The sequence below is a fragment of the Micromonospora sp. 15K316 genome, from assembly GCF_004348525.1.
Taxonomy (GTDB): Bacteria; Actinomycetota; Actinomycetes; order Mycobacteriales; family Micromonosporaceae; genus Micromonospora.
The window spans coordinates 37,981-63,972 of sequence record NZ_SMKG01000002.1; the positions used below are offsets into that span (position 1 = coordinate 37,981).

19 protein-coding genes are annotated in these 25,992 nt (G+C 70.9%); 11 read left to right on the forward strand and 8 right to left on the reverse strand.

What is annotated here, in order from left to right; all coding sequences use genetic code 11:
- The first annotated feature begins 186 nt into the window (after nt 1-186).
- The 5 genes from E1211_RS01020 to E1211_RS01040 are packed head-to-tail and all read left to right on the forward strand — an operon-like array spanning nt 187 to nt 5,670.
- On the forward strand, nt 187-1,017 hold the full coding sequence (locus E1211_RS01020) for a TIGR03084 family metal-binding protein (protein WP_243709263.1): 831 nt from the start codon (nt 187-189) through the stop codon (nt 1,015-1,017).
- Complete coding sequence (locus E1211_RS01025; protein WP_132344530.1) at nt 1,014-1,583, forward strand: DUF5987 family protein; 570 nt, start codon at nt 1,014-1,016, stop codon at nt 1,581-1,583. Before E1211_RS01020 ends, E1211_RS01025 begins: the two co-directional genes overlap by 4 nt.
- The gene (locus tag E1211_RS01030; RefSeq protein WP_132344379.1) at nt 1,580-3,214 is read left to right on the forward strand and encodes a GMC family oxidoreductase N-terminal domain-containing protein; all 1,635 of its coding nucleotides are present in this window, start codon (nt 1,580-1,582) and stop codon (nt 3,212-3,214) included. Before E1211_RS01025 ends, E1211_RS01030 begins: the two co-directional genes overlap by 4 nt.
- Before the next feature lie 33 nt (nt 3,215-3,247).
- Nucleotides 3,248-4,351: a carboxymuconolactone decarboxylase family protein gene (locus E1211_RS01035; RefSeq protein ID WP_132344381.1), complete on the forward strand. Its 1,104-nt coding sequence runs from the start codon at nt 3,248-3,250 to the stop codon at nt 4,349-4,351.
- Nucleotides 4,348-5,670 (forward strand): cation:proton antiporter, encoded by a 1,323-nt coding sequence (locus tag E1211_RS01040; RefSeq protein WP_132344383.1) that lies wholly within the window; start codon nt 4,348-4,350, stop codon nt 5,668-5,670. The genes E1211_RS01035 and E1211_RS01040 overlap by 4 nt, the downstream gene beginning before the upstream one ends.
- A gap of 66 nt (nt 5,671-5,736) precedes the next feature.
- Here E1211_RS01040 and E1211_RS01045 read toward each other — a convergent pair whose 3' ends face one another.
- Entirely contained in the window at nt 5,737-6,981 is a 1,245-nt protein-coding gene (locus tag E1211_RS01045) for a class I SAM-dependent methyltransferase (protein WP_243709264.1), read from the reverse strand.
- 577 nt (nt 6,982-7,558) lie between these two features.
- Between E1211_RS01045 and E1211_RS01050 the strand changes: the two genes are divergently transcribed.
- The 3 genes from E1211_RS01050 to E1211_RS01060 are packed head-to-tail and all read left to right on the forward strand — an operon-like array spanning nt 7,559 to nt 11,417.
- Nucleotides 7,559-8,890 (forward strand): nucleotide sugar dehydrogenase, encoded by a 1,332-nt coding sequence (locus E1211_RS01050; protein WP_132344387.1) that lies wholly within the window; start codon nt 7,559-7,561, stop codon nt 8,888-8,890.
- Nucleotides 8,887-9,882 (forward strand): NAD-dependent epimerase/dehydratase family protein, encoded by a 996-nt coding sequence (locus E1211_RS01055; RefSeq protein ID WP_132344389.1) that lies wholly within the window; start codon nt 8,887-8,889, stop codon nt 9,880-9,882. Before E1211_RS01050 ends, E1211_RS01055 begins: the two co-directional genes overlap by 4 nt.
- Nucleotides 9,879-11,417: a 4-hydroxyphenylacetate 3-hydroxylase family protein gene (locus tag E1211_RS01060; RefSeq protein ID WP_243709265.1), complete on the forward strand. Its 1,539-nt coding sequence runs from the start codon at nt 9,879-9,881 to the stop codon at nt 11,415-11,417. Before E1211_RS01055 ends, E1211_RS01060 begins: the two co-directional genes overlap by 4 nt.
- A gap of 61 nt (nt 11,418-11,478) precedes the next feature.
- Here the strand turns inward: E1211_RS01060 and ligA are convergent, their stop codons facing one another.
- The 7 genes from ligA to E1211_RS01095 form a co-directional block, all read right to left on the reverse strand.
- A complete protein-coding gene (gene ligA, locus E1211_RS01065) occupies nt 11,479-13,644 on the reverse strand; it encodes an NAD-dependent DNA ligase LigA (protein ID WP_132344393.1) in 2,166 nt (721 codons plus the stop codon).
- A 77-nt stretch (nt 13,645-13,721) separates the two neighbouring features.
- The gene (locus E1211_RS01070) at nt 13,722-15,140 is read right to left on the reverse strand and encodes a nucleotide disphospho-sugar-binding domain-containing protein (RefSeq protein WP_132344395.1); all 1,419 of its coding nucleotides are present in this window, start codon (nt 15,138-15,140) and stop codon (nt 13,722-13,724) included.
- Between the two features lie 66 nt (nt 15,141-15,206).
- Nucleotides 15,207-15,917 carry a bifunctional 2-polyprenyl-6-hydroxyphenol methylase/3-demethylubiquinol 3-O-methyltransferase UbiG gene (locus tag E1211_RS01075; protein WP_132344397.1) on the reverse strand — a complete coding sequence of 237 codons (711 nt, stop codon included), beginning with the start codon at nt 15,915-15,917 and terminating at the stop codon, nt 15,207-15,209.
- Between the two features lie 106 nt (nt 15,918-16,023).
- Nucleotides 16,024-17,295: a condensation domain-containing protein gene (locus E1211_RS01080; RefSeq protein WP_165947127.1), complete on the reverse strand. Its 1,272-nt coding sequence runs from the start codon at nt 17,293-17,295 to the stop codon at nt 16,024-16,026.
- A gap of 134 nt (nt 17,296-17,429) precedes the next feature.
- On the reverse strand, nt 17,430-18,965 hold the full coding sequence (locus E1211_RS01085; RefSeq protein ID WP_132344401.1) for a tryptophan 7-halogenase: 1,536 nt from the start codon (nt 18,963-18,965) through the stop codon (nt 17,430-17,432).
- 27 nt (nt 18,966-18,992) lie between these two features.
- Nucleotides 18,993-20,603, reverse strand: coding sequence for a tyrosine 2,3-aminomutase (gene cmdF / locus E1211_RS01090; protein WP_132344403.1), 1,611 nt, complete (start codon nt 20,601-20,603; stop codon nt 18,993-18,995).
- A complete protein-coding gene (locus E1211_RS01095; RefSeq protein ID WP_165947128.1) occupies nt 20,596-23,802 on the reverse strand; it encodes an AMP-binding protein in 3,207 nt (1,068 codons plus the stop codon). The genes cmdF and E1211_RS01095 overlap by 8 nt, the downstream gene beginning before the upstream one ends.
- Before the next feature lie 185 nt (nt 23,803-23,987).
- Between E1211_RS01095 and E1211_RS01100 the strand changes: the two genes are divergently transcribed.
- The 3 genes from E1211_RS01100 (at nt 23,988) to E1211_RS01110 (ending at nt 25,976) form a co-directional block, all read left to right on the forward strand.
- Nucleotides 23,988-24,266, forward strand: coding sequence for an acyl carrier protein (locus tag E1211_RS01100; RefSeq protein ID WP_132344532.1), 279 nt, complete (start codon nt 23,988-23,990; stop codon nt 24,264-24,266).
- A 143-nt stretch (nt 24,267-24,409) separates the two neighbouring features.
- Nucleotides 24,410-24,613 carry a hypothetical protein gene (locus E1211_RS01105; protein WP_132344407.1) on the forward strand — a complete coding sequence of 68 codons (204 nt, stop codon included), beginning with the start codon at nt 24,410-24,412 and terminating at the stop codon, nt 24,611-24,613.
- A 310-nt stretch (nt 24,614-24,923) separates the two neighbouring features.
- The gene (locus tag E1211_RS01110; protein ID WP_132344409.1) at nt 24,924-25,976 is read left to right on the forward strand and encodes an alpha/beta fold hydrolase; all 1,053 of its coding nucleotides are present in this window, start codon (nt 24,924-24,926) and stop codon (nt 25,974-25,976) included.
- Nucleotides 25,977-25,992: the final 16 nt, after the last annotated feature.

Here is a 25,992-nt window from a genome sequence, read left to right on the forward strand (position 1 = left end):
GGCCGCTCGATCGCCGTACCTGACCGGTCGCCCGCGCCGATCAGGACCGCACAGCGGGAGAGGACGACGTCCAGGCCCGTCGGCAGGCTGAATTCGCGACCTCCCCCGCGCGTGCCCGTCCTCTTGCGCCGTCCCGTCGACGGCGCGACGGCCGAATTGGGGGCCACATCAATCCCGTGAAGGAAAGTGATGGACAAGTCGAACGTGTTCACCGATCTGGCGGACGACTGCACGGAACTCGACCGGCTGCTCGCCACACTGGCACCCGACGACTGGGCCCGGCCGACCCCGGCGCCCGGCTGGGAGATCCGCCATCAGGTCGCGCACCTCAGCGCAGTCTTTCGGATGGCGGCCGTCGCGGCCTCCGACGCCCCGGGGTTCCGGGCGCTCGTCGAGCAGCTCGGCAACGACTTCGACGCCAACGTGACCGCAACGCTGTCCCGGTACCTCGACGCGGGCACGGCCGCGCTGCGCGGACGCTGGCTCGAGGAGTGGACCACGGCGTTGGAGGCCCTCGCCGCCGTACCGGCCGGACAGGCCGTGCCATGGCTCGTCCGTCCGCTGCCAGCTCCGACCCTCGCCGCCGCCGGGATGATGGAGCTGTTCGCCCACGGCCAGGACATCGCCGACGCCCTTGGCGTACGGCGCAAGCACACCGACCGAATCCGGCACATCGTCGATTTCGCTGTCCGGACGTGGGACTTCGGCTACCACAGCCGCAACCAGGCACCGCCGGAGCAAGGATTCCGCTACGAGCTGACCGCGCCGTCCGGCGACCTGTGGGTACACGGCCCGGAGGGCGCCGAGCTGATCTGCGGTCCCGCCCTCGACTTCTGCTTCCTCGTCACCCGCCGACGACACCGGGACGATCTCGCCCTGAGCGCGGTCGGCGCGGACGCCGACCACTGGCTGGACATCGCCCAGGCGTACCGCGGGCCGGCCGGGCCGGGCCGCCGTCCGGGCCAGTTCGACCCGCCCGCGGCCGGTGCGCCCGGCGTCACCGGAGGGACGAACTGATGGCCGGGGCCGCGGCGGCCGATCCGGTCCGGACCGCGACGCTCGAGGCCTTCGCCGACACGATCATCCCCGGCGCCAAGCGCTTCCCCGAAGATCGGGCGATCGCCGGCGTCGTGGACGATCCCGGCGCGGTGGAAGCGGGCGCGCTGGAGCTGCTCGCGCACTCCGCGCTAGGACTGGCCAAGGCGCTGGACGGCATGGCGGGGCTGCTCAACATGCACGCGCAGAACAGCGCCCGGGCCAAGCAGCTCGTCCTGGACCCGACGGTGCCGCCGTTCGTCGCACTCGACTTTGACGCCCGGACCGCCCTGGTCCAGGAGCTGACCGACCCTTCACACCCAGAGCGGGAGGTGTGGTTCGGCGTCGCCCTCTTCTGCACCATGGCATTCGACAGTGCGCCGCACCTCTCCACCGTGGACGCGCTCGAACAGGGGCATCCCGGCTTGTCCATCCTCGGCTTCCACCACCCCGACGAGGACCGGTCGTGGCGCTTCCCGCACTTCTCCTACCAGCGGCAGCTCGCCACCGTCCACCCGCAGACCACGACGACCGGGAACCCGGCATGACCAGCATCGAGCAGACCGATGTCGTCATCGTGGGCAGTGGCTTCGGCGGCGCGATCCCGGCGTACCACCTCGCCGCCGGTGGAGCGCGCGTCGTCGTGCTGGAGCGGGGCCCGTGGCTCGCCAACGACGAGTTCGACCATGACTTCCTCCTCGGCTCGTCATACACCCGGATCTTCGACTTCACCGTCGGTGACGGAATGAGCGTGCTGGCCGGCAACTGCGTCGGCGGCGGCAGCGTCGTCTACTTCGCCACGATGCCCCGCGCACCCCGGTTCGTCTTCGAACGCACAGGCAGCCTCGGTCGGCGAATGTGGCCGGCCACGATCAACCGGGACACCCTGGATCCCTGGTACGACGTGGTCACCGACGCGCTTCCGGTGACCGAGCAGTCCTGGAATGACGTGCCCTTCGCCGGCGGCCTATTCGCCGCCGCCTGCACCCACGCCGGACGCACCGCGAACCCCGTGCCGTCGGCGATCGACAAACCCCGCTGCACCAACTGCAACTGGATGATGGCCGGCTGCCGGTTCGACGCCAAGCGGTCCCTGTTGCTGAACTACCTGCCCGCCGCGCTGGCCCACGGCGCGCAGATCCGGCCGCTGCACGAGGTACAGCGGCTGTCGCGGACCGCGGAGGGCGGCTACCGGATCCACTACGACGTGGTCGACGACGAGGACTACCGACTCACCCGGGGCGGCGGCGTGATCGAGGCGAAGATCGTGGTGCTCGCGGCCGGCGCCGGAGCCACCCCGGTCATCCTCCAACGCTCTGAGGCCGAGCTGGGCACCATGCCGGCGGCGGTCGGCCGCTACTTCTCTGGCAACGGCGAGCGGCTGAACACCGCCGTTGTGAACGACGACCGGGCTCGCGAACTCCTCGGACTCGACCGGGGTCACGGCACGGCGTACGAGGCGCACCAGATCGGCAAGGGGCCGTGCGTAGCCACCTGGGACAAGCTCGACGCCTCGCTGCCCGAGTACAGCCGCTATTCACTGGAGCAGCTGTACTTCCCACCCGGCTTGGGCACCGTTCTCGCCCAGGCGCCCGGCGCCACCGGTCCGACGTGGTTCGGCCGCGAGAAGAAGGAGATGCTCCGTCAGTGGCGCTCCTGGCTGACCGTCTTCGCGATGACCGAGGACGACAACGAGGGCGTCTTCGGCGCCCCGCCGACGCGCGGAAACGCCGAGCGGATCGCCCAGCAGATGCTCGGACGCGGCTCGCTGCGCTACGACCCGACGGAGAACACGCTGCGGGGCTGGGCTGAGTCCGACGCCGACGTCCGGGACATCCTCGAGCGTGACGGGCTCGCCCGGGTACGGCCGTGGACGAACGATCAGGTGGGCGCGTACACCGTCCACCCGCTGTCGTCCTGCCGCATCGGGGACGACCCGGCGACCTCCGCCCTCGACGACCGGCATGAGCTGCGCAACCACCCGGGCATTTTCGTAACCGACGGTTCCGCGGTCCCGGGAGCGCTGACCGTAAACCCGGCCCTGACCATCGCGGCGCTGGCCGAACGCGCGATTCCCGGCCTCGTCCGCGCCACGCAGCAGCGGGGAGTCTCCGTCACGTACGGGGCACCCTCCCCCGACGGCACCACGACGGCCGTGCCTCCGCCGCGGAGCGTGTGAACGGTGGTCCGGAACAGCAAAGGGAGCCCTCCCATGGGCACACTGCTCGCCCGGCTGACCCGCCGGGTGACCCAGAGCCACATCCAACACCTGAATCCTGTTCCCGCACGGGCCGCACCCGCTCTGGTCCGGCACGTCTACCGGCGGATCGAGCGGGAGTTCGGCCTGCTCGCACCGCCGGTCACGCTGCACGCCGCCGCGCCTCCCCTACTCGCGGCCTGCTGGTTAATGCTGCGCGAGGCGCTACTGGCCGACGGCCCGGTCGGACGGGACACCCGGGAGGCGGTGGCGGCGGCGGTCTCCCTCGCCAACCGCTGCCCGTACTGCGTCGAGGTCCACGGCAGCGCGCTGCGGGGGCTGCTGCGCGGACCCGACGCCAGCGCGGTCATCGACGACCGGCCCACCGAGATAACCGATCCGCAGCTGCGCGAGGTCATCGAGTGGTTCCGACGCGACGCAAAAGCCACGAACGTCCCCTCGCCCCGGCTGGACACCACCGAGTTCACCCAGCTAGTCGGCGTTGCGGTGCTCTTCCAGTACCTCAACCGGATGGTGAACGTCTTCCTGACGCCCACGCCCCTGCCGGTCGGGCTGCCACCAGCGGCAGCTCGGGGAGCACGCTGGCTCGCCGCGCTCACGATGGGGCGTCTAGCCCGCCGAGTCGGCGACGCGGGCGTCGACCTGGACCTGCTCCCACCGGCCCCGCTGCCGCCGGACCTTTCCTGGGCGCGGGCGAACGCCACCCTCGGCACCGCCTTCGCCCGAGCCTGCGCCGTCATCGACGAGGCCGCGGAACGAGCCGTGCCCTCGTCCGTACGGGGACTCCTGCTCGGCCTGCTGGCCGGCCCGACCGGGCTGCGCGCGGTGGCCGACCGGACCGCGCTGGAGGCGGTCCTCGACGACCTGCCTGCGCAGGACCGGGCGGCGGGCCGACTCGCCTTGACCGTCGCGTTCTTCTCGTACCGGGTCACCGACACGATGGTCGCCGACTACCGACTCGACGAGCCCGCCGACCGTCGGCTGGTGGAGCTGGCCTCCTGGGCGAGCCTCACCGCAGCACGGGCGGCCGGGATGCACCTGTACGCGGCGTGGCACGCTGATCGGGGCATCCTGCCCGCGGAAGGGCGGGCCGGGTGACAGTAATCCCGCCGCTGGATCCGGATGACCTGCTCGTCCTCCTGGTCGGCCTCGCCACGCTCCTGCTGGTGGCCCGGATCCTCGGTCGCCTGGCCACGCTGGTCGGCCTGCCCAGCATCGTCGGCGAACTGCTCACCGGCGTGCTGCTGGGGCCTTCCCTGCTCGGACACCTGTTTCCGCAGGCGGCCCGGCTGCTCATACCCTCGGATGCCGGGGGCATGCACCTGATCGACGCGGTCGGGCAGCTCGGCGTTCTGCTGCTCGTCGGCATCACCGGCACGCACCTCGACCCGAGCCTGCTGGGCGACCGGCGGCGTCGGCGCGCCGCGGTGACGGTCAGCCTGTCCGGGCTGGTGCTGCCGCTGCTGTGCGGGGTCGGTCTCGGTCTGGCCCTGTCCGCGCCCGCCGGTGACGGGCGGACGGAACGGATATTGTTCGCCCTGTTCCTCGGGGTGGCCATGGGTGTGACCGCGCTGCCGGTGATCGCTAAGACGCTGGCCGACATGGGCCTGCTGCACCGTACTGTGGGTCAGCTCATCCTGATGGCGGGCACGGTGGACGACGCCGCCTGCTGGTTCCTGCTGTCGCTCCTGGCCGCCGCCGCCACGACCGGTCTCACCGTCGGCTCGATGGCCGTCTCCGTGGCCGCCCTGGCGGGCTTCGCCGTCTTCGCGGCGACCGTCGGCAGGATCGCCGTAGGGGCGGTGATGCGCCGCGCCGCCCGGTCGACCGACGCTGGCCCGACGGTCGCCGCGACCGTGGTCATCGTGCTGATCGGCGCGGCGCTCAGCCACGGCCTGGGCCTGGAGGCGGTGGTCGGCGCGTTCGTCGCGGGCCTGCTCATCGGCGCCCCGGACCCGGCGAAGCTGGCGCCGCTGCGGACGGTCGTGCTCACCGTCCTGGCGCCGATCTTCCTCGCCACCGCCGGCCTACGGATAGACCTGACCGCGCTCGCCGACCCCGGCCTCGCCTGGACGGCGCTGGCCGTCGTCCTCGTCGCCGTCGGGGGCAAGTTCTGCGGCGCATACGTCGGCGCCCGGCTGAGCGGAATGACGACCTGGGAAGGGCTGGCGGTCGGCGCGGGCATGAACTCCCGCGGCGTGGTCGAGGTCATCGTGGCGCTGGCGGGCCTACGGCTGGGGATCTTCGACGTCGGCATGTACACCGTCATCGTGCTCGTCGCCATCTTGACCTCGGTCATGGCGCCGCCGATGCTGCGGCTGACGCTCGGCCGCGTGCGGGTCGACGGCGAGGAACGGCGGCGGCGACTACGCATCGAGGGAGCGGACCCGCGGCAGGCAGCCCGGGCGTCGCCCTAGTCACCACCGCCCGGCTGGAAAGTGGCGGCCCGCGAACGCGGGCCGCCACGGCGGCAGGGCTGTCGATCACACGATGCGTACGTGCGGGACGTAGAGGATCCAGCGACCACCCTGCTCGACGAACCGACGCTCCTTGGCCATGACCTCCTCCGCGTGGTTCCACGCGAACAGCAGCGCGTAGTCGGGATACGGGTCCGCGAACACCTCGTGCGGGCGTATCGGAATGTGCGCGCCGGGAGAGAGGCGGCCCTGCTTCTCGGGCGTGGTGTCGCAGATGTACGGCACGAGGTCGGGCCCGATTCCACAGTAATTGGTGACGGTCGCGCTCTTGGAGGTGGCGCCGTAGCCGACCACGCGCCGCCCTGCATCGCGCAGGTCGGTCAGCAGCGCAACCAAGTCCGCTCCGATGCGGTCGATCTGCTGGCCGAAGCGGACGTACGTATCGTGCTCGCCGATACCGTATCTGGCCTCGTCCTCGATCAGCCTGGCCACGCACTCCCGAACCGGACGCACGCCGGGCCGGGCGACGGTGTAGCGCAGCGACCCGCCGTGGATCGGGATGTGTTCCACGTCGACCAACTCGAAGCCGAACCGGGCCACCATCGCGTCCACCGCGCGCACCGAGAACAGATAGAAGTGCTCGTCGTAGATCTGGTCAAAGTACGCGTGCTCAATAATGTCCGCGACGTACCGGTCCTCGAACACGAAGATCCCGTCCGACCGGAGCAGGCGGTCGACCCCGCGGAAGATCTCGTCGATGTCGGCGATGTGGCTGATGGTGTTGGCCGAGAAGATGACCTTCGCGGGGCCCCGCTCGGCGCGGATCTCGGCGGCGGAGCGCTCGTCGAAGAAGTCCACGCGGACCTCTGCTCCCCGAGCGGCCGCCGCCTGCGCTGCCCCCGCCGACGGGTCCACGCCGATGTGCCGTACGCCGGCCGCGCCGAGCGTACGGAGCATCAGTCCGTCGTTGCAGCCGATCTCGACGACCAGGTCAGCGGGATCGGTGAGTTCGGTGTCCCGCAGCCAACCCGCCACCTGCTCGAAGTGGCGGCGCAGACCGTCTGAACTGGACGAACGGTACGGATAGTCGGCCCGAAACATGTGGCTGGTAGGCATGGCCTCCAACTGTTGGACCATCGCGCAGTCGGCGCAGATGCCGACGGCCAGCCGGAAAAAACTCTCAGAGCCCACGTCCTGCGGTCTGAGGAAGGCATTGGAGACCGGCTGCCGACCGAGATCCACGCATTCGCGTACCGGCCCCGCACAGAGTCGGCACACTGGGGCGGTTGACGCCCGCTCGCGGCTGTTCACGTCGTCATGCTCCTTCGCGGTGTCGCACCCGTCGGCCCGCCCGCGTCCCGCGCGGCGTCGTGCCCCGTGCAAGTCGCCCGAGGCCGCACGGTCGGTGCCAGCCCGTCGCGCCGGAGGTCGCCGGCGGCTGGTTCCCGCCGCTGCCGATGGTGCTTGAGGCGGCCCTTCCGCCAACCGCCATCGTCGCGACCGGTGCGGGGCTGGGGCACATCTCAGCTTGCTCGACAGCACGCACCCGGACGCCGGTCCACCTCGATGCCCTTGCGGCCGGGCAGCCGTCACCCGGGTGGGCATGGAGAGAGATGCCAGTGCCGCTTGATCAGCGACAGGATCGGTGGCATCGGGCGGGACGCAGCGCATCCCAGATCACCGACCACGGGCTGCGGCCGATGGCTGCCGATCCCACCGAGTTCCCTCCCGGTCCGACGCTGCGGCAACAGCGTCGGACCGGGAGTTGATCTTTGCAACGAGGGTGAGGAGACGAGCATGCCCACTGCCACCACACCGGTCGACGCGACGAATCCGCCGGGCCACCCGGCGACCGGGGCCGCCGCGCGCCGGACCGAGGAGAGCGGGCGTGGCTGAGCTGCACACCGTCGCGGTCGTCGGCATGGGCTACGTCGGCTCGTGTGTCGCGGCCACGCTCGCCGAACGGGGTTTGTCAGTCGTCGGCGTCGATACCGATGCCGACCTGGTGAGCCGCCTGAACCGCGGCGCCACCCCGATCACGGAGCCGGGACTGGCCGACCTCATCGCGAACGGTGTCGGTAGCGGCCGGCTGCGGGCGACGACGGACCAGGACGCCGTCGCCGACGCCGACGCCGTTCTGCTCACCGTCGCCACTCCTGTACTTCCCGACGGGTCGCTGGACGACGACCACCTACGGTCGGCCTGCGCGGCGCTCGGCAGGAACCTGCGCGCCGGGCAACTCGTGATCCTCAAGAGCACCGTCCCACCCGGGACGACGAGAGATCTCGTCCGGCCGCTGCTGGAGTCGAGCGGCCTGCGGGCCGGTACCCACTTCGCCCTGGCCTTCGCGCCCGAACGGCTCGCCGAGGGAACGGCGCTACACGACCTGCGGACCCTCCCAATCGTCGTCGGCGGCATCGACCCGCACAGCACGCGGGTCGCCGCAGACTTCCTGCACAGCGCACTCGGCGCTACCTCGCTCCCGCAAGAGTCGCTGGAGGCCGCCGAGATCGTCAAGCTCGCCGACAACTGGTGGATCGACCTCAACATCGCCCTGGCCAACGAACTGGCCATGTTCTGCGACCTGTACGGGGTTGACGTGCTGGACGTCATCAGCGCCGCGAACTCCATCCCGAAGGGGAACGGGCACGTCAACATACTGCGGCCGAGCGTCGGCGTCGGCGGCTCCTGCCTGACCAAGGATCCGTGGATGGTGTGGCAGTCCGCGCGCCGGCACGGGCTGGAGATCACCACCGCGCCGGTGGGCCGCGAGGTCAACCAGCGCATGCCTGGTTACACCGCGCAGCTGATCCTCGACGACCTCGACACCCGCCGGGTGCCCCCGTCCGAGGCAACGGTGGCGGTGCTCGGCCTCGCCTTCAAGAACGACACTGGCGACCTGCGTGCGACCCCGACCCGCGCGGTGGTGGAGGCCCTGTTGACCGCAGGAGTACGGGTGCGGATCCACGATCCCCTGGTCGACCCGGTACGTGCCCGCGAGCTCTTCGGCCTACCAGTCACCGCCACGGCCGAGGAGGCCGTACGGGATGCCCACTGCGTCGCCCTGCTGGCGATGCACCAGGACTTCGCGACCCTCGACTTCGCCCGACTGCCCGTCGCCGAATCCTGCCTCGTCCTCGACGGCCGCGCCTATCTGCCCAAGGAGGGAATCGCCATGCTGGAGCGCCTCGGCTACACGTACCGCGGAGTGGGCCGATGAGCGCCCATCGGGTCGTCGTCACGGGCGGCCACGGGTTCGTCGGCAGCCATCTGGCGGAGCGGCTGCTCAGTGCGGGGGCCGACGTCACCGTGCTCGACAGCGGCGACCCCCCGCCGCACCTTGACCTGCTGCGCCGCAATGCCCGGTACGTCCGGGGCGACGTGCGGGACCCAGCCCCACTGGCAGCAGCGATCACCCCCGACGTGGACGTGGTCTATCACCTCGCCGCGGCCGTCGGCGTGGACACGTACCTGGACAACCCCCTGGACGTCATCGACATCAACTTCCTCGGGACGAAGCGGGTGCTGGAGCGCGCCACGAAGGTCGACGCGCGTGTGGTGGTCGCCAGCACCAGCGAGATCTTCGGCAAGAACCCGATGGTGCCCTGGCGTGAGGACGCCGACCGGGTACTCGGGCCGACCATTGCCCAACGGTGGTGCTACTCCACCAGCAAGGCCCTCGCCGAGCACCTCACCTTCGGGTTCGTGCAGCAGCACGGGCTCGCCGCCGGCGTGGTCCGATACTTCAACGTCTACGGACCCCGACAACGCCCGGCGTACGTCATCAGTCGAAGCGTGCACCGCGCGTTGAACGGCCGCCCGCCGATCGTCTACGACGACGGCCACCAGACACGCAGCTTCACCTACGTGGCGGACGCCGTCGAGGGCACAATCCTCGCCGGGGCCAGCGAACAGACCGTCGGTGAGGCGATCAACCTCGGCAGCATGCGCGAGACCAGCGTCGCCGAGGCGGTCACCCTCGTCAACGCTGTCGCCGGAGCCGACGGCGGTGCCACGAAAGTCGACACCGCCGAGCAGCTCGGCGCGGGATACCAGGACCTGCGGCGCCGCGTACCCGACGCCAGCCGCGCCCGGCTGCTGCTGGGGTGGAGCGCGGAGACCGAGCTCCGGGAGGGCCTGACCCGTACCGTGGCATGGGCGCGGGCCAATCCGTGGTGGTTGGCCCTGTCCGACAGCGGAGCCAGCCGGTGAGCCCCGCGACACGTCCGTTGACCGGGGATGAGTACGTCGAGACGCTCCGCGACGGCCGCGCGGTCTACCTGCACGGCGAGCGAGTCCGGGACGTCACGCGCCATCCCGCGTTCCGCAACCCGGTGCGGATGACGGCCCGGCTGTACGACGCGCTACACGCCGAGGAGCACCGGTCAGTGCTTACCACGGCCTGCGACGCTCCGGGCAGTGACGGCTACACGCACCGCTTCTTCACCACTCCACGCAGCGCCGACGACCTGGTCGCCGACGAACGGGCCATCGCCGCTTGGGCCCGAATGAGCTACGGATGGCTGGGACGCAGCCCGGACTACAAGGCGTCGTTCCTCGGCACCCTGGGCGCCAACGCCGACTTCTACGAACCCTTCGGCGACAACGCGCGCCGCTGGTACCGGGAGTCGCAGGAGAAGGTCCTCTACTGGAGCCACGCCATCGTCCACCCGCCGGTGGACCGCTCGCGCCGTCCCGACGAGGTGGCCGACGTCTTCGTACACGTGGAGCGAGAGACCGACTCCGGTGTGGTGGTCAGCGGCGCGAAGGTCGTGGCGACCGGGGCCGCCCTGTCCCATCACACGTTCATCGCCCACTACGGCCTCCCGCTGGCCGGGCGGGAATTCGCGCTGGTCGCCGCAGTGCCGACGGACGCGCCCGGAGTCCGGCTGATCTGCCGTCCCTCCTACACGGCCACCGCAAACGTCATGAGCAGCCCGTTCGACCACCCGTTGTCGTCCCGGCTGGACGAGAACGACACGATCCTCGTGCTCGACAAGGTCCTGATTCCGTGGGAGAACGTCTTCATCTACGGAGACCTGGCCAAGGTGCAGACGTTCGCCGGCAGATCCGGGTTCACCGAACGGTTCACCTTCCACGGCTGCGTACGGCTCGCCGTGAAACTGGAGTTCCTGGCCGGTCTGCTGGCCAAGGCGCTGGAGACGACCGGCGCCGCCGACTTCCGGGGTGTACAGAGCCGGCTGGGCGAGGTGCTGGCCTGGCGCAACCTGTTCCAGGGGCTGGCCGGCGCGGCGGCCCGCGACCCGGTGCCGTGGCACGACGGATCCGTTCTGCCCAACCCCCGCTACGGGCTGGCGTACCGCTGGTTCATGCAGGTGGGATACCCCCGGGTGCGGGAAATCGTGCTGCAAGACGTGGCCAGCGGCCTCATCTATGTCAACTCCGGGACGGAGGACTTCGCCAACCCCGAGATACGCCCGTACCTGGACCGGTACCTGCGCGGCTCGCAGGGAGTCGAGGCGGTCGACCGGGTGAAGGTGATGAAGCTGCTGTGGGACGCTGTCGGCTCGGAGTTCGGCGGCCGGCACGAGCTGTACGAACGCAACTATGCCGGTAACCACGAGAACACCCGGGTCGAACTGTTGTCGGCGGCGATCGCCGGCGGTGACCTGGACCAGTGCAAGGCCCTCGCCGATGCGTGTCTGGACGAGTACGACCTGGATGGCTGGCGGGTGCCCGACCTCGCGTCGTACCAGGGTCCTCGACCGCTGCGCGGGCACGGCTGACCACCGCGCGGTCAACGGGTGTCGCCGCCGGTGGCGACGCCCGCGCGTGCAGGCCGTCGGCTCATCCGTCCGCCAGGATCGCGGCAACAACTCCGACGTCCCCAGAGTCGAAAGCCGCTACCAGGGCGGCGAAGCGTTCGGCCGGCATGACGCGTACGCCCAGTGCGGCGGCCTTGTCGGCCTTGGAGCCCGCGCCCTCGCCGACGACCACCAGATCGGTCCGGGCGGAGACCGACGAGGATGCGATACCGCCCAGCCGCTCGACCGCCTCGTTGCCCTCGTTGCGGGTCAGCCCCGGCACTGCGCCGGTCACCGCAACCCGCATCGGCACGCCGTCGGGTCGACGCAGCGGCAAAACGCCCGACTCGGACGCGGCGGGGGCGACGCCGGCCACAGACGCCTCGCCCCCGGCGAGCCGGACGGCGTCTGGCTCGACCATGTTGACGCCGCGCGCTGTCAGCTTGCCGATCAACGGGGTCAGCTCCACGAGGTCCGCGGCGATCGTCGCGGCCCGCTCCGGCCCGATCCCCTCCACCTGCTGGAGTTCCGCCACGCCCGCGTCGAGCAACGCCCGCATCGAGCCGAAGTGCCGGGCGATCCGGCGGGACAGGGCCCGCCCGGTCATCCGGACGCCGAGCCCGATCAGCACCCGTGACAGGGGACGCTGCCTGGTCGACTGGATACTCGCGACGAGCTTGGCCGACGAGACCTCGCCCATCCGGTCCAGCGTGACCAGCCTGGCCGCGTCGAGGTCGTACAGGTCGGCCGGATCGGTGACGATCCCCGCGGCGACCACCGCGTAAATGATCTTATCGCCAAGCCCCTCGATGTCCATCGCGTCCCGGGTGGCGAAGTACGCCAAAGCCTCGTGCGCGCCGCAGGCCCGTCCGCGCGCACACCGCCAGCGCTTCTGCGTCCGGTCCAGCGGGCCGTCGCAGCGCGGGCAGGTCACGGGCGCCTCATACGGAATCGACGCCGGATCGCGTTCGTCGAGCTTGGCGCCGGTAATCTCAGGGATGACGTCGCCGGCGCGGCGAACGAAGACGACATCACCGACGCGGACGTTGCGCCGGGCCAGGTCGTCGAAGTTGTGCAGGGTAGCCGACGTGACGGTGACGCCGCTGATCTGCACGGGTTGCAGCACAGCAACCGGGGTCACCACTCCGGTCCGGCCGATCTGCACCTCGATCCCGAGCAGCCGCGTAGTGCGGGTGTCCGCGGGGAACTTGCAGGCAATGCCCCAGCGCGGCGCCCGGCTCGACGACCCGGCCAACTCCCGGTCCTGCGGCAGGTCCGCCTTGACGACCGCGCCGTCCACGCCGTACCCAAGGGTGCCGCGCGCGGTGCGCAACGCCTCGACCGCCGCGACAGCCTCGTCGACGGTGGCCCAGACCGTCATGCCGCCGGTGGTGGCGGTGGTCGTGACGCCGAGGTCGGCCAGTGCGGCCATCTCCACGGAGTGGGGCACGGGGCTGGCGATGTCGGTCACCGGCCTGCGCAGGCCGTAGGCGATGAAGGACAGCGGCGCGTCATAGGCGCGGCCCTCCGCGCGGAGGGTACCGGCTGCGGCGCTGCGCGGATGAGCGAACCTCGGCTCCCCGTGCCCCGTACGCATCTCGTTGGCCACCACGAAGTCCGCGTCGGTCATGAAGACCTCACCGCGGACCTCGAGTGTCACCGGCTGGGCGAGTTGACCCGGGAGGCCGACCGCCCGTCGCGCTTGGCCCGTCACGTCCTCACCGGCCCGGCCGTCGCCGCGGGTGGCGACGCGCGTCAACCGTCCGTCGACGTACCACGCCGCGATGGCGAGCCCGTCGATCTTCGGCTCGACCACAAGCCCTCCGGCGGGGCGGCCGAGCAGCTTCTCCAGGCGGCCGGCCCACCGGCGTAGCTGCTCCTCACCGAAGACGTTGTCCAGTCCGAGCATCGGCTCGCTGTGCAGCACATCGCCACCGGCCGCCACCCCGGCGGCGACCAGTTCGGTCGGAGAATCGGCACGCTTCCAGTCCGGCCGGAGCGTCTCGGTGGCCGCGACCCTCGCCAGCAGGGCGTCGTAAGTCGCGTCGTCCATCAGCAGATCACTGCCGTTGTAGTACGCGGCGGCAGCGGCGCGGACCGCGGCGACGGCCCCGGCGTAGGTGGCCCGCTCGGCAAACCGCGCGGCCGATGCAGAGTCCACGAGCAACGGATCGCCCGGCGATGCGGGCGTGGTCCAGGTGTCGCTCATCTGGGGTGCATGCCTCCTCCATCGGCCATCAGCCCGCCCCCGGAGCGGAGGCGGGCTGATGGGAAACGCTGGGATGTCTATCGCCGGTTCCGGGCATCCTGGGCGAGGCTTTCGAGGACCGGCACGACGTCGTTCGGGCTCGGCATGGCCCGCCAGACATCATAGATCGCCTCTGCGCCCTGTTGGTAGGACGGATCGGTGAGCACCGCCTCGATTGACTCCCGCAGGTCCGCCACCGACTGGGTCTGGTGGTTCAGCCGCAGGCCGGCGCCCCGCGAGACGACGTAGTTCGACACCGGGGTCGCCTCGAGCTTCTTTGCCGGCATCAGCCAGCGGACGGCGGGCTCGTGTTCCCGCTCGTCCGCCTCACGCACGCCGTACTCGACGCCCGAGCGGTAGATCCCAGAGTCGTCGGCCGCTTCCTCCGGCGCCTCCTGCTCCATTTTCAGCATTATCGATTCGAGGGTGTCGCAGACGAGCTGAGGCACCCGGCTGGCGACGGCCGCCTGGAAGGTGCCCAGGCCGCCGTGGTGGATGACCGCCGCGCAGGTCGGCAGGATCTGGTTTAGCGGCAGGTACTCCAGTGTCCGGACGTTCGACGGCGGGGTGTACCCGTCCAACTGCACGTCGTTGAGGGTGGCGACGACCTCGACGTCGAGGTCGGCGAGGGCGTCGAGCAGCATGGGGGTGCGGTTCCAGTCGCCGCGGAGGAAGCGCCGGTATGACTCGCCGAGGGTCAGGCAGATCCGCGGCCGCTGCGGCGGCTCGCGCAGCCAGTCGGGCACCGGCTCGGCACCGTTGTAAGGCACGTACCGGAGCGGGACCTTGCGGGTCCTCGTCGGCAGGCCGAGCCCGGGTGGCGCGGTGTCGAGGGTCCACTGCCCGACCAGCAGCTCGTTGTCCAACTCCACGCCGTAGCGCTCGGCGAGAGGGCGCACCAGCGTGGCGAGCGGGTTCTCGTCGAGGCCGGCCGCCACGAGAGCGTCCCGGTTGGCGGCGAGGCGGTCGATGCTCCAGCCGGACGGGTCGTAGGCGAAGACGAGCCGGGCGTGCGCGGCGCCGCAGACCCGGGCCGCGACCGCGCCGGCCGCCTGGGTGAGGTCCCAGATCACCAGGTCCGGCCGCCAGGTGCGGGCGTAGTCGATGAGGGCGTCGGCCTCGGGGCGGTCCGAGCGCAGGTAGTCGGCGGTCGGGGTGAGCAGGTACTGGAAGAAGAGGTACCAGTACTCGCGCTCCTCCGGGTTGAGGCCGAGGGCGTCGGCGTATCGCTGGGCTTCTTCGGCCCCCTTCGGCTCCAGGGGATTGTCGCTGATCCGAGCGGCCCAGGATGCGTCGCCGAGCGGAACCGGGGTCAGGCCGGTGGCGGCGATCCTGTCGGCGAAGCCACCGAAGGACGCAAGGCGCACCTCGTGGCCCGCGTTCTGCAGCGCCCAGGCGGTGGGCACCATGGGATACAGGTGGGCGATCGACGGGTCGATGGCGAACAGGACACGCATGTCTCTCCCTCGCAAACGGTCGGGTCAGGACGTGGGGACAGTGCCGGGCGCGATTCGGGTCGCCGCTCAGCGGCGTACGCCGATCAGCAGCGGCCGCCCGGCGAGGCCGGCGGGGAGGAAGTCGGCAGCACAACCGGCCGCCGCCAGCGCGCTCAGGTGCTCGCGCCGGCCGAACGCCCGCAGCAAACGCGTGTCGGCGACGTGCCGTACGCCGTCGCCGTCGGCTACCAGGGCATGGTGCTCGACTCGGTGGGCACCGTCGCGGGGCACGCCCCGCTCGATCCGGGTAACCGCACGACCGTCGTCACCGCGCGTCAACGCTTCGCTGGCCGTCCGGCGGATCGCCGCGTCGGGCATCCAGAACGGCGCAATCATGATCAGCCCACCGGGGGCCAGGTGCCTGGCCAGGACCCGCAGTACCGCGTGGTAGCCGGACAGCGGGAACTGGGCCAGCGCGTCGTGCAGGCAGGTGACGACGTCGTAGCGGCGACCCAGGTCCAGCTCCGGCAGGGCCGCCTCGTGGATCGTGGTGCCCGGCAGCGCACCCCGGGCGGCGCCTGCCATCGCGGCGTCGACGGCGACCCCCTCGGCGACCGCGAGGTAGGGGAGCAGGTGCCGCAGGTGGTCGCCTGCGCCGCACGCCACATCGAGCAGAGACGTGGCGTGCGGCCGGCGGGCCCGGATGATGCGCAACAGCGCATCGGCTTCGGCCGCAGGGTCGCGGCTGTCGTCGGCATGGAGCAGGTCGTAGAACGTGGACTGTGCCTCGGCGGGCATCGTCACCTCCGGTCGGGTCGGCCCGGTACGACGTCGGCTTGCCGCGCGCACCGGCTCATCGTCGTGTCGCCCGGCGGCGCGGGCATCTCCGGCGTTTCCGCGCCGGTCAGGCGGGCAGCGCGCGGTCCAGGGTGTCGCGGTAGCCGGCCACCAACGCAGCCACCGTGTCGGCCCGGAACTGGTTGCGGCAGTAGCCGACGCTGCCGACGATCCCGCCAGCCGAGTCGAACTCCACCGCCCACAGCGCACCGTCGGGGATCTGCGAGCCACGCTCCTGTGACCGCAGCCGCCGCCGCATCACCCGGTACGTGAGATCACCGACGCGCTCGCCGACGGCCATGTACGGGGACTGGACCAGCTGGAATACACACGAGGCGTGTTCCTCGCCCGCCGCCGCGGCCATCAGCTCGGGCGCCACACCGAGCAGGTCAAGGAAGGGGATCTCATGCCGGTACGCCTCGAGGCACGCGGTCCGGACCTGGTCTACCAGGTCAGCGAAACGGCCCGCTCCCCCGGCCCTCACCCGCAGCGGCAGCAAGTTGAAGAACGAGCCGACCATGTCGAGCGTCCACGCCGGGCGGCGTCCAGGTGTGAAGGTCGGCATGACCACTTCGTCGAGCCCGGTGGTGTCGGCGAGTTGCCGCACGTACGCCGCGGCCAGCACCATGAAGGGTGTGCACCGCCGGCTGGAGGCGTACGCCTGCACCCGCCGGCGCAGGTCGTCGTTGTAGCGGAACCGGTACCAGGCGGTGCCGTCGGGCTGCTGGGCGCCGCGCCGCCAGTCCAGCGGGATCGGAGTGACCGACGCCCCGCGCAGCCGCTCGGCCCAGTATGCGTGGGCGGCGGCGATGGCGGGAGTCTCCGGCATCGCACGCTGCCACCGAACGTATTCCCGGTACTGACGCACCGGGGGCAGCAACGGTGGCCGCCCGGCGCGGCGGGCGGCGTAGCAAAGTGCCAGGTCCCGCAGCACCACCTGGATCGACCAGCCGTCGACCCCGGTGTGGTGGGCGGCGAGCACGAGCACCGCGTCGTCGGCGTCGAACCGGCCGAGCCGCGCCCGCAGGGTGGGGTTGTCGTCCATCGGCAACGGCCGGGACTCCACCTCGTTGAGCAGGATCTCCGCGTGTCGCTCCCGCTCCTCTGGGGCGAGAGGCAGATCCTCGACATCCAGGCAGGGCGGCCGGGGCGCCCGTACTCGCTGGTGCGCGTTCCCGGGCTCCGGAACGATCGAGGTCCGCAGCGCCTCGTGTCGTTCGACCACGTCGGCGAGCGCGGCCCGGAGCACCTCGACGTCGAGCGGGCCGGTGACCCGCCAGGCGCCGACGATGGTGTAGTGCGGGCCGAAGGGTCCCGTGTCATTGCCTCCGTCGACCATACGGAGGAAGTCCTGTTGCCGAGAGAGCGCGAAGGGCTCGTCCGGCCCAGACGGTGGTTCGGACGGGTGGCTGTCGGCGGGCGTCACGTCGACCGGCACTGTCCACACCGACGCCGGGTGACGCTCGTCCCACGTCATGCGCTGGGCCCCTGCGGTGCCGGTCCGTTGGCCGGGGTCACCGGCTCCGACTGACGCCACCGCATCCCGTCGTCGGACGGAATGAGGCCGCCGGGCCGAATGGGTCGCTGCTCGTCGACGTTGCCGCCCAGCGCTGCCTGGGTCTGGACGTGGACCCCCTCCTTGAGGACCTCCTTGAGCATCGACGCGCCGAGCAGGTTGCGGTCCTCGCCCGCCTCGGCGACGGGACCTTGGACGACGTCGGCGAGCTCTTGGAACGCTGCCTTCCGCTCACGCAGGTAATAGTCAGCGTCGACGAACGCGCGTTCGTCGGAGCCCGCGCCACCGACCAGTTGCACGAAGGCCTGCATGTCGCTGGCCACCCGGTCGTCGCTCACCCGCTTGGCCGTCCAAAAGTACGAGTCCTCGTCTTGCTGCATGTCGTAGAACGCCACGAGGAAGTCGTGAAAGAGGCCGTACTCGCGCCGGTAGCGGGCCTCAAACTCGGCGAGAACGCTCGCCTCGTCCAGTTCCCCTGCGAGGCGACTGTTGATCGAGCGGCTGGCGAGCAGCGCGCTGAACGTCGCCAGGTGCACCCCTGAAGAGAAGACCGGGTCGATGAAGCACGCCGCATCGCCCACCAGGAACATGCCGGGCCGGGTAAAGGTGTCGCGGATGTAGGAGTAGTCCTTGCGGATCCGCACCTCGCCGTACGGCCCGCTCGTCACCCGGGTAGCCTCGGCCAGGTACTCGGCGATCATCGGGCACTCGCTGATGAGCTGGCGTAGTACGGTCTCCCGGTCACCCTCACGGACACGATCCAGCGCCTCGGGGCGTAGCACGGCCCCGACGCTGGTGAGGCTGTCACTCAACGGGATGTACCAGAACCAGCCGCCGGAGAAGGCGACCGCGAGGATGTTGCCGCTGTTGGGCTCAGGGAGCCGCTTACCGCCCTCGAAGTACCCGAAGAGGGCGAGGTTGCGGAAAAATTCGGGGTAATGCCGCTCGCCGCCGACCCGGTTCTGGATCCGGCTGCGGTGGCCGGAGGCGTCGACGACGTACCGGCTGCGCAACTCCCGGCGGACGCCGTCCTCGTCGTCGAAGCGGACACCGCACACCCGCTCCCCGTCCTCGAGCACGTCCACGACGGCGCACCGCTCGCGCACCGTAACGCCCTTGCGGCGGGCGTTGTCGAGCAGGATCTGGTCGAACTTCATACGCTCGACCTGGTAGGCCGTCGCCCCGTCGCTAGCGAACTTCGGCGAGATCCCGAAGGCGAACGTCCAAGGCTCCGGGTTGCGCCCCCAGCGGAACGTGCCGCCGCGCTTCAGCGGGAAGCCGGCGCGGGCGATCTCATCGGCGACGCCGGTCAGTCGGCAGATGCCGTGGATGGTCGCGGGCAGCAGCGATTCGCCGATCTGGTACCGGGGAAACGTCTCCTTCTCCAGCAGGAGTACCCGGTGTCCCTGCATCGCCACGAGGGTGGCGACCGTCGACCCGGCCGGTCCCCCACCGACGACCACGAGGTCGTAGTCGAATCCGTCGTCGTTCACATCTGGTCCTTTCGAGGTTACTGGCCGCTACCGCAGGACCACGTCAGCGCGCCGGACGGCGTCGAGCAGGTCGGCGCGGCCCAGCGCGGCCGTCACGGCGGCGATGTCGTCGGCCATGTAGCGGTCGTGCCGCAGGGTGGGCGCGAGGGAGCGGGTGAGGTCGTACGCTGCGCGGCCCGCCTTGCTCAGTCCCGCGTACCGGCCGGCTACGTCGACCGCCTGGGCTGCGGCCAGCAGCTCCACGGCCAGGATGGCGTCGTTGTTCGTCAGGACCCGGCGCGCGTTGCGGGCGGCGATCAGACCCATGCTGACAATGTCCTGGTTGTCCCCGTTAGAGGGGATGCTGTGAATACTGGCCGGGCCGATCGTGCGGTTCTCGGCGACGAGCGCGGTCGCCGGATACTGCGCGCCGGCGAAGCCGCTGTTGAGCCCCGGCTCGCCCATCACCAGGAACTCCGGCAGGCCGTAGCTGAGATGCCGGTTGAGCAGCCGGTTCGTCCGCCGCTCGGAGAGCACACCGAGCTGGGTCAGCGCGATGGTGACGTAATCCATCGCGAACGCGACCGGCTGGCCGTGGAAGTTGGCGCCGTGGAAGACCTCGCCGCTGCCGAAGAAGAGCGGATTGTCGTTGGCCGAATTGAGCTCGACCTCGACGGTCGCGCGGGCGTGGGCCAGGGTGTCCCGCACCGCACCCAGCACCTGCGGCACCGCCCGCAGCGAGTACGCCTTCTGCATGTAGATGTTGGTCCGCTGCACCGCCTCGTCGTGCTGCCACTCGTCGGCGAGCTGTTGACGCAAGGTGGAGTGGGTGACGGTGAGCCCGCTGCCGTCGAGCAACGCCCGCATGTTCGCGGCGGAATCGATCTGGCCCGGGTGTGGCCGCGCCAGGTCGTGGCCCTCCACGAGGAACGGACCGGTCGACCCCTGCAGGGTCTCAATCACCAGCGCGGCCACGATCTCGGCCTGGCGGACCTGCTCGTTCGCCCGACTGAGCACCAGCGCGCCGAGCCCGGTCATCGCGGAGGTGCCGTTGATGAGGGCTAGTCCCTCCTTGAACCGCAGCTCCATCGGCTCAATGTCGTGGTCCCACAGAACCTCCCGCGTCGGCACCGGCCGCTCGTCGCGCAGCACGTACCCCTCACCGAGCACGGTGCTAGCGATATGCGACAGGGGCGCCAGGTCGCCGCTGGCGCCGAGCGAACCGATCTCGGGGATGGCCGGGGTGATTCCGCGGTTCAGGTACGTCTCCAGCCGGGTGATCAGCTCGGGACGGACGGCGGAATATCCCTTGGCCAGGGCGTTGAGCCGGGTGGCGAGAACCGCTCGCGCCTCCACCTCGGAGAAGTACGGCCCGACACCGGCGCTGTGGCTGCGGACCAGGTTGGTCTGGAGTTCCACCTCCTTGGACTGGTCCACCAGCATGTAGATCATCTCGCCGTACCCGGTCGTGACCCCGTACACCGGGATGCCTCGCCGGACGATCTCCTCGAACCGCTGGCGGCTGCCAGCCGCCCGAGCCAGGGACTTCGCCGGCACCACACAGGGTGTGCCTCGTTCGGCCACCTGCCGGACCCCGTCGATCGTGAGGCCGGTGCCGTCCAGGACCACCGGTGTCGCCCCGCTATCGATGTCAGCCATGCTCGTCTTCCCATCGTCGTGGTTGACCGGCGGCGCCGGAAACGCCGTCGGCGGTCGGATCGCCGTTCTCGGCGGTCGCCACCCGCACCACCGCCGCCATGCCGGCCACCGTCGGCGCGGCCATGAGGTCCCCCAGCGATACGTCGATACCGAAGCGTTCCGCGAGGCGGTGAGCGAGTCGGACAAGTAGCAGCGAGTGGCCCCCCGCCGCGAAGAAGTCGCACCACCCATCTATCCGGGCGGCCGGAAGCAGCTCAGACCAGATACGACCCACCGCATCCTCGATCAGGCCGTGACCGGCACCTCCAACGCCGTCGATGACGGCACGGGGGTCGGGCAGTCGAGCCCGGTCCACCTTGCCGCCGACGTTGCGCGGAATCCGGTCGAGCAGTGCGAAGGCGGTGCGGTGGCTCACCGGCCCATAGCGTCGGCGCAGGTGTGCCCGCAGCGACGCCACGAGGGCCGGCCAGTCTGCGCCGTCGCGGGGCACCACGAAGGCGACCAACCAGCTCACCAGGCCGTCCGGGTCGATCACCGGCGACACGGCACAGTCGGCGACGAGACCGTGCTCGGCGAGCGCCGCCTCCACCGCCGCGAGTTCGAGCCGGTGTCCGGCGAGCTTGACCTGGTGGTCCCGGCGGCCCACGTGTTCCAGTTCACCGTCGAACCGCCGCCGACCAAGGTCACCCGTGCGGTAGCAGCCAACGCTCGGCGCGGCAGCCGGCGGCAGACCCCGCAGCGGCCGGAACGGCGCATCGTCCGACCGACGGCCGGCCGCGCCGGTCAGGTAGCGCGGCACGGCGTACGGGCTGCGAACGACGATCTCGCCGGTCACGCCGGCGGGGCAGAGACGGTCCCGCCCGTCTACGACCAGGACCTGCCGGCCCGGTATCGACCGGCCAATCGGGACGCGTTCGCCGGACACCGGGCCCACGATCTCGTACGCGCTGGCCGCGACCGTCTCGGTCGGGCCGTACAGGTTCCACAATCGGCTACCGGTGAGCGCACGGTGCAGCCGGTTCGCGAGGTCGGCAGCGAGGGACTCGCCCATCAGGAACAGGTGAGTCAGCCGCGCGGGGACGTCGCCGTCCTGTTCGAGCACCGTCGCCAGCTCGCGGGCGAAGCTGGGTACCGTCTGCAGCATCGTGACACGCTCCCGGTCGAGCCACCTGAGGAAGCGCTCCGGGTGGACACGGACGCGGGACGGCACCGGGACGAGCGTCGCGCCGGAGACAAGGGCCGCGAAGACTTCACACAGGGCAGGGTCGTGCTCGACCGCGGCCCACTGCGCGACGCGGGCCCCGGGACGCAGGTCGCCGGTGTGGGCCAGCCACGTGGCGAACTGCGTAAGCGCCGCGTGGGTCTGCACGATGCCTTTCGGTCTACCCGTGGAGCCCGAGGTGAACGCGACGTAGGCCGCTGTCCCTGCGGCCGGCTCGGGCGGGAGCGGGGCCGGGGCCACCGGCCGCGCGACCGTGTCCACGCTGAGAACCAGACCGCACTGGTCGGAGCGATACCACCTGGCCATCTGATCCTCGGCCCGGTCGTCGGCGATCAGCAGGGCGGCGGGACGCAGGTCGGCCAGCACCGTCCGGGCCCGGTCCCCCACGTCGCCGGGGCTCAGCCAGCTGACGTGACCCCCGGCGCGCAGGACGGCCAGGGACGCAACCACCAACGCCGGCCCCATGGGCAGGCGCAAGGCGACGGCACGGCCAGCGACCGGAATCCGGGCCGCCAGCCACGCCGCCAGGTCCGATGCCCTGGCGACCAGGTCGGCGTACGTGAGACTCTCCTCTTCCCCGCGGACGGCGATCGCCTCCGGGAAGCGCCTTGCACAGTCGCCGATCAGCGCGGTCACCGCTCGGTCGGGCGGCGGCGCGACGGTCGTGGCGTCCGCGGCGCGCACCGCCACGGCCAACTGCCGCGGAGCCTCCAGCGGCAGATCGGCGAGCGCGAGGTCGGGGTCGCGGACGGCTGCGTTCAGCAGGGTACGCAAGTGGGCGAGGACGCCCTCGGCACCTCGGCGCGCCATCCGGTCGGCGCGGACCGCGAGCGTGCCGGCGAGGGTCGTGGTGATCGGTGCAAGCGTGAGCAGCAGGTCGACGGGGAGCACCCAGACGCGGGACGGTAACTCCCGGACGGTCGCGCCGGCCAGCCGGAGCGGCGCGGGCTGGCCGTCGGTGGCGAGCACCGCGTCGCACAGGGGAAGCCTGTCGGGGGGACGGGGCGGGTTGACGGCGCGGACGACCCGTGGGAAGGGCAGGTGTCGCTCAGCGTCCCGCCGGCAGCGGGCCACCCGTCGCAGATGCGCCCGGAACGTCGCGTCGTCGGTCAACCGACCGCCGACCGGTAAAAGGGTGGAGAGCGGGCCGACGGCGCGCTCGCGGCCTGGCCCGCGCAGGTCGTGCGGTAGGGCGACGATCACCTCGTCGTCGCCGCTGTGGCGGGCCAACACGACCTGGAACGCTGCCAGCACAATCGTCGTCACGGCGACGCCCTCCGCCCGGGCGAGGGCCTGGACGGCCGACTGGGTCTGCGGCCCCCAGTCGAAGATCACCTCCTCGGCCGTCATCGACGATTGGGTGGGTGGCGGGTCGGCCGGGATTACGCCGTCGTAGGGTGCCCCGCCGCTAGCGGCGGGGCACGGGGCGGTCGACGCGACATGGAGGGCGGTATCAGAGAACGGGTCGCAGCGGGACAGCAACGGCGCCGTGGCGGCGCTCCGGATGGCGTCGGAGTACGCCGTCGAAAGTTCGGCGGCCACGACCGACATCGAGGCGGGGTCCGCGACAGCCTGGTGGGCGGTGAGCACGACGCGGTGATGTCGGGGGGTGACCCGCAGCACCGTCAGCCGGGCGAGCGGGCCGACGTCGAGGTCGCCGGACGGCGCCGGTGCCGGCACGGCGCGGATGTCAAGCACCGCGAAGGCGTCGGCGCGGGCGGGACCAATCCGTCGGGTGGGCAGGCCGTCCACGGTGGGCATCGTCGTCCGCAGCGCCGCGTGGCGGCCGAGCACGGCGTACCAGGCGGCGCGCAGGGCGTCGGCGTCGAGATCGCCGTCGACCCAGTACGACCGGCGCAGGGTTAACGGCCGCGCGTCCGGGTGCAGCTGGTCGAGGAACCAGACGCCGTCCTGCACCGCTGCGACGTCCGGGGTCAGCTCGGGCGTCGGCGGTGGCGGTGGGGCGTCGGTCGTCACGCAGCAAGTCTCGGCGGGCGCAGGTGGGCGGGCATCTCTCGACGTGCGCGGTGGCAGCCGGCCAGCGCGGGCACCCGGCGGCGGCCGCGGCCAACCTCTCGGAATGGCATCCGCAGAGATGCGGGCCGTTGCCCGCAGCGCCCAGGATGACCGCAGAGCCGAGCGCAAGTTGAGAGAGAGTGACTATGAACGAGGCCTTCGGGACCGTCCCTACCCCGCAGGACCCGCCCGCGCTGGCGTTGCGGATCAGCGCCATCTGGCGGGATGTGCTCCGACTCGGGGGCGACGCGCCCCCGGACGCCACCTTCCTCGAGCTACAGGGGCAGTCGATCTCTGCCGTCCGCATCGCCGGACGGATCGAGGAGGAACTCGGCATCGAGGTCGACGCCGCCGTCCTGTTCGAGGACCCGGATCTGCCGACCTTCATCAATCTGGTGATGACACGCGCCCGGTCCGGGCACTGACCGACCGCCGGGGTCCGGACGTCTCCCGGGCCCCGACGGCCGCGCGGCTGGCATGGCTGCGGCCGCCGGGGACAGTCTCCGCGCCCCGCCGCACGGCGATCAGCTGCTCGGGCGGGCGCCTCGACCGGAGGAGGTTGAACGAGGTGCTGGTCATCAGGCTCTACGACATCGAGACCGGCCATGTCCAGACGCTCACCGAGGTGGCGGACGTGGCGAGCGCCGACCGGTGGTTGGAGCAGTTCGCCGGCGGCGGAATCGGCACCAACGACGTGGTGTACGTGGTGGAGGATGCACCGCGAGTGGCCGCACTCCACCTGCGGGAACCGGAAGCCGGCATGGCGGTGTGAGTAGGCCGCCTCCGCAGCCATTCCACTTCAGACCAGATGACACCCGCGCAGACGTGGCGGCCCACCGAAAGTCATCGGTGGGCCGCTCTTTTCGTTCCCCTGATCACGACTTCGATCCGGTGTGCCACCGCCCGAGGTCCGGTTGGATCATTGACGGCCATCTGGGTCTTACATAGAATCGGCGATATCGGTAAAACTTGTCACATAAGTGGCATTCTGCATATTCGAGTTCCTGCTCCTCTGCAGCGGAGTCAGCAGTGCCACCAGGATCAGCGCGCGCACAGCCCTCAACGATCAGCGAAAGGTAACCATGACACTGTCCGTATTGCGCCATGGGCGGCGGCGGATCGACAGCGGCCCGCCCCGGCGGACGCGCTCGTTCATGCGCAAGGCGATCGCCTCTGTCGCGGCGGCCGCGGCGGTGCTCTTCGTCGGAGCCTCCTCGTCCGCGGCCGCAGACCCGTACGCCGAGCCGCTCGCCGGCAAGGCCAACTTCAGCTCGTCCTTCCAGCACGGCATGGTGCGCGTCGACGGCGGCCAGCTCCACTACGTCAAGGGCGGCTCCGGGCCGGCGCTGGTGCTGCTGCACGGCTGGCCGCAGACCTGGTGGGCATGGCACGACGTCATGCCAGCCCTCGCCCGCAACCACACGGTCATCGCGTTCGACCTGCCGGGCCTCGGCGACTCCAGCTCGTTCGCGACCGGATACGACAAGGTCACCACCGCGCAGCGGATTCGCCAGGCGGTGCACGCCCTCGGACACGAACAGGTGTCGATCCTGGCGCACGACGTCGGGGTACTGGTTGCCTACCCGTACGCGCGGGAGTTCCCGAACGAGGTCACCCGGATCGCGGTGCTCGACTCCACACTGTCGGGGTTCGGGCTTGAGGACGCCTACACCCTGAGCTTCCACTTCCTGTTCAACGCCGCGCCCGCGCCCATCCCCGAGCGGATCCTCGACAACGAGGACGTGCCGACCTACCTCGGAATGATCTTCGACTTCAGCGTCAACCCAGCCGCCATCGACCGCGAGGTCTACTACCGCTTCTACCGGGACCCGGCCGACCGGACCGCAGGCTACAACTACTACCGCGCCTACGCCGGGGACGCAGAGAACAACCGGGCGAACGCTTCGAGCCGGCTGACGATGCCGGTCCTGGCAATGGGCTCGGCGGCGACGTTCGGGCCGGCGGTGGCGGGGTCGTTCCGACAGGTCGCCGACGACGTACGCGAGGTTGTGGTGACCAACTCGGGCCACTTCATCCCAGAGGAAAACCCGGAGTTCCTGATCTCCTGCCTAAACCTCTTCACCGGCGTAACGGCCGCCCCGCCATCCGCGGAGCTCGCCAACTGCGCCGCCTGATCACGCCGCAGCGGAA

Excerpts from the sequence above, each read along its gene's own strand:
- E1211_RS01100 (WP_132344532.1), top strand. The coding sequence starts at position 23,988 with ATGAACGAGGCCTTCGGGACCGTCCCTACCCCGCAGGACCCGCCCGCG.
- E1211_RS01070 (WP_132344395.1), bottom strand. The coding sequence starts at position 15,140 with ATGCGTGTCCTGTTCGCCATCGACCCGTCGATCGCCCACCTGTATCCC.
- cmdF (WP_132344403.1), bottom strand. The coding sequence starts at position 20,603 with ATGGCTGACATCGATAGCGGGGCGACACCGGTGGTCCTGGACGGCACC.
- E1211_RS01055 (WP_132344389.1), top strand. The coding sequence starts at position 8,887 with ATGAGCGCCCATCGGGTCGTCGTCACGGGCGGCCACGGGTTCGTCGGC.
- E1211_RS01075 (WP_132344397.1), bottom strand. The coding sequence starts at position 15,917 with ATGCCCGCCGAGGCACAGTCCACGTTCTACGACCTGCTCCATGCCGAC.
- E1211_RS01110 (WP_132344409.1), top strand. The coding sequence starts at position 24,924 with ATGACACTGTCCGTATTGCGCCATGGGCGGCGGCGGATCGACAGCGGC.
- E1211_RS01035 (WP_132344381.1), top strand. The coding sequence starts at position 3,248 with ATGGGCACACTGCTCGCCCGGCTGACCCGCCGGGTGACCCAGAGCCAC.
- E1211_RS01030 (WP_132344379.1), top strand. The coding sequence starts at position 1,580 with ATGACCAGCATCGAGCAGACCGATGTCGTCATCGTGGGCAGTGGCTTC.
- E1211_RS01080 (WP_165947127.1), bottom strand. The coding sequence starts at position 17,295 with ATGGTCGACGGAGGCAATGACACGGGACCCTTCGGCCCGCACTACACC.
- ligA (WP_132344393.1), bottom strand. The coding sequence starts at position 13,644 with ATGAGCGACACCTGGACCACGCCCGCATCGCCGGGCGATCCGTTGCTC.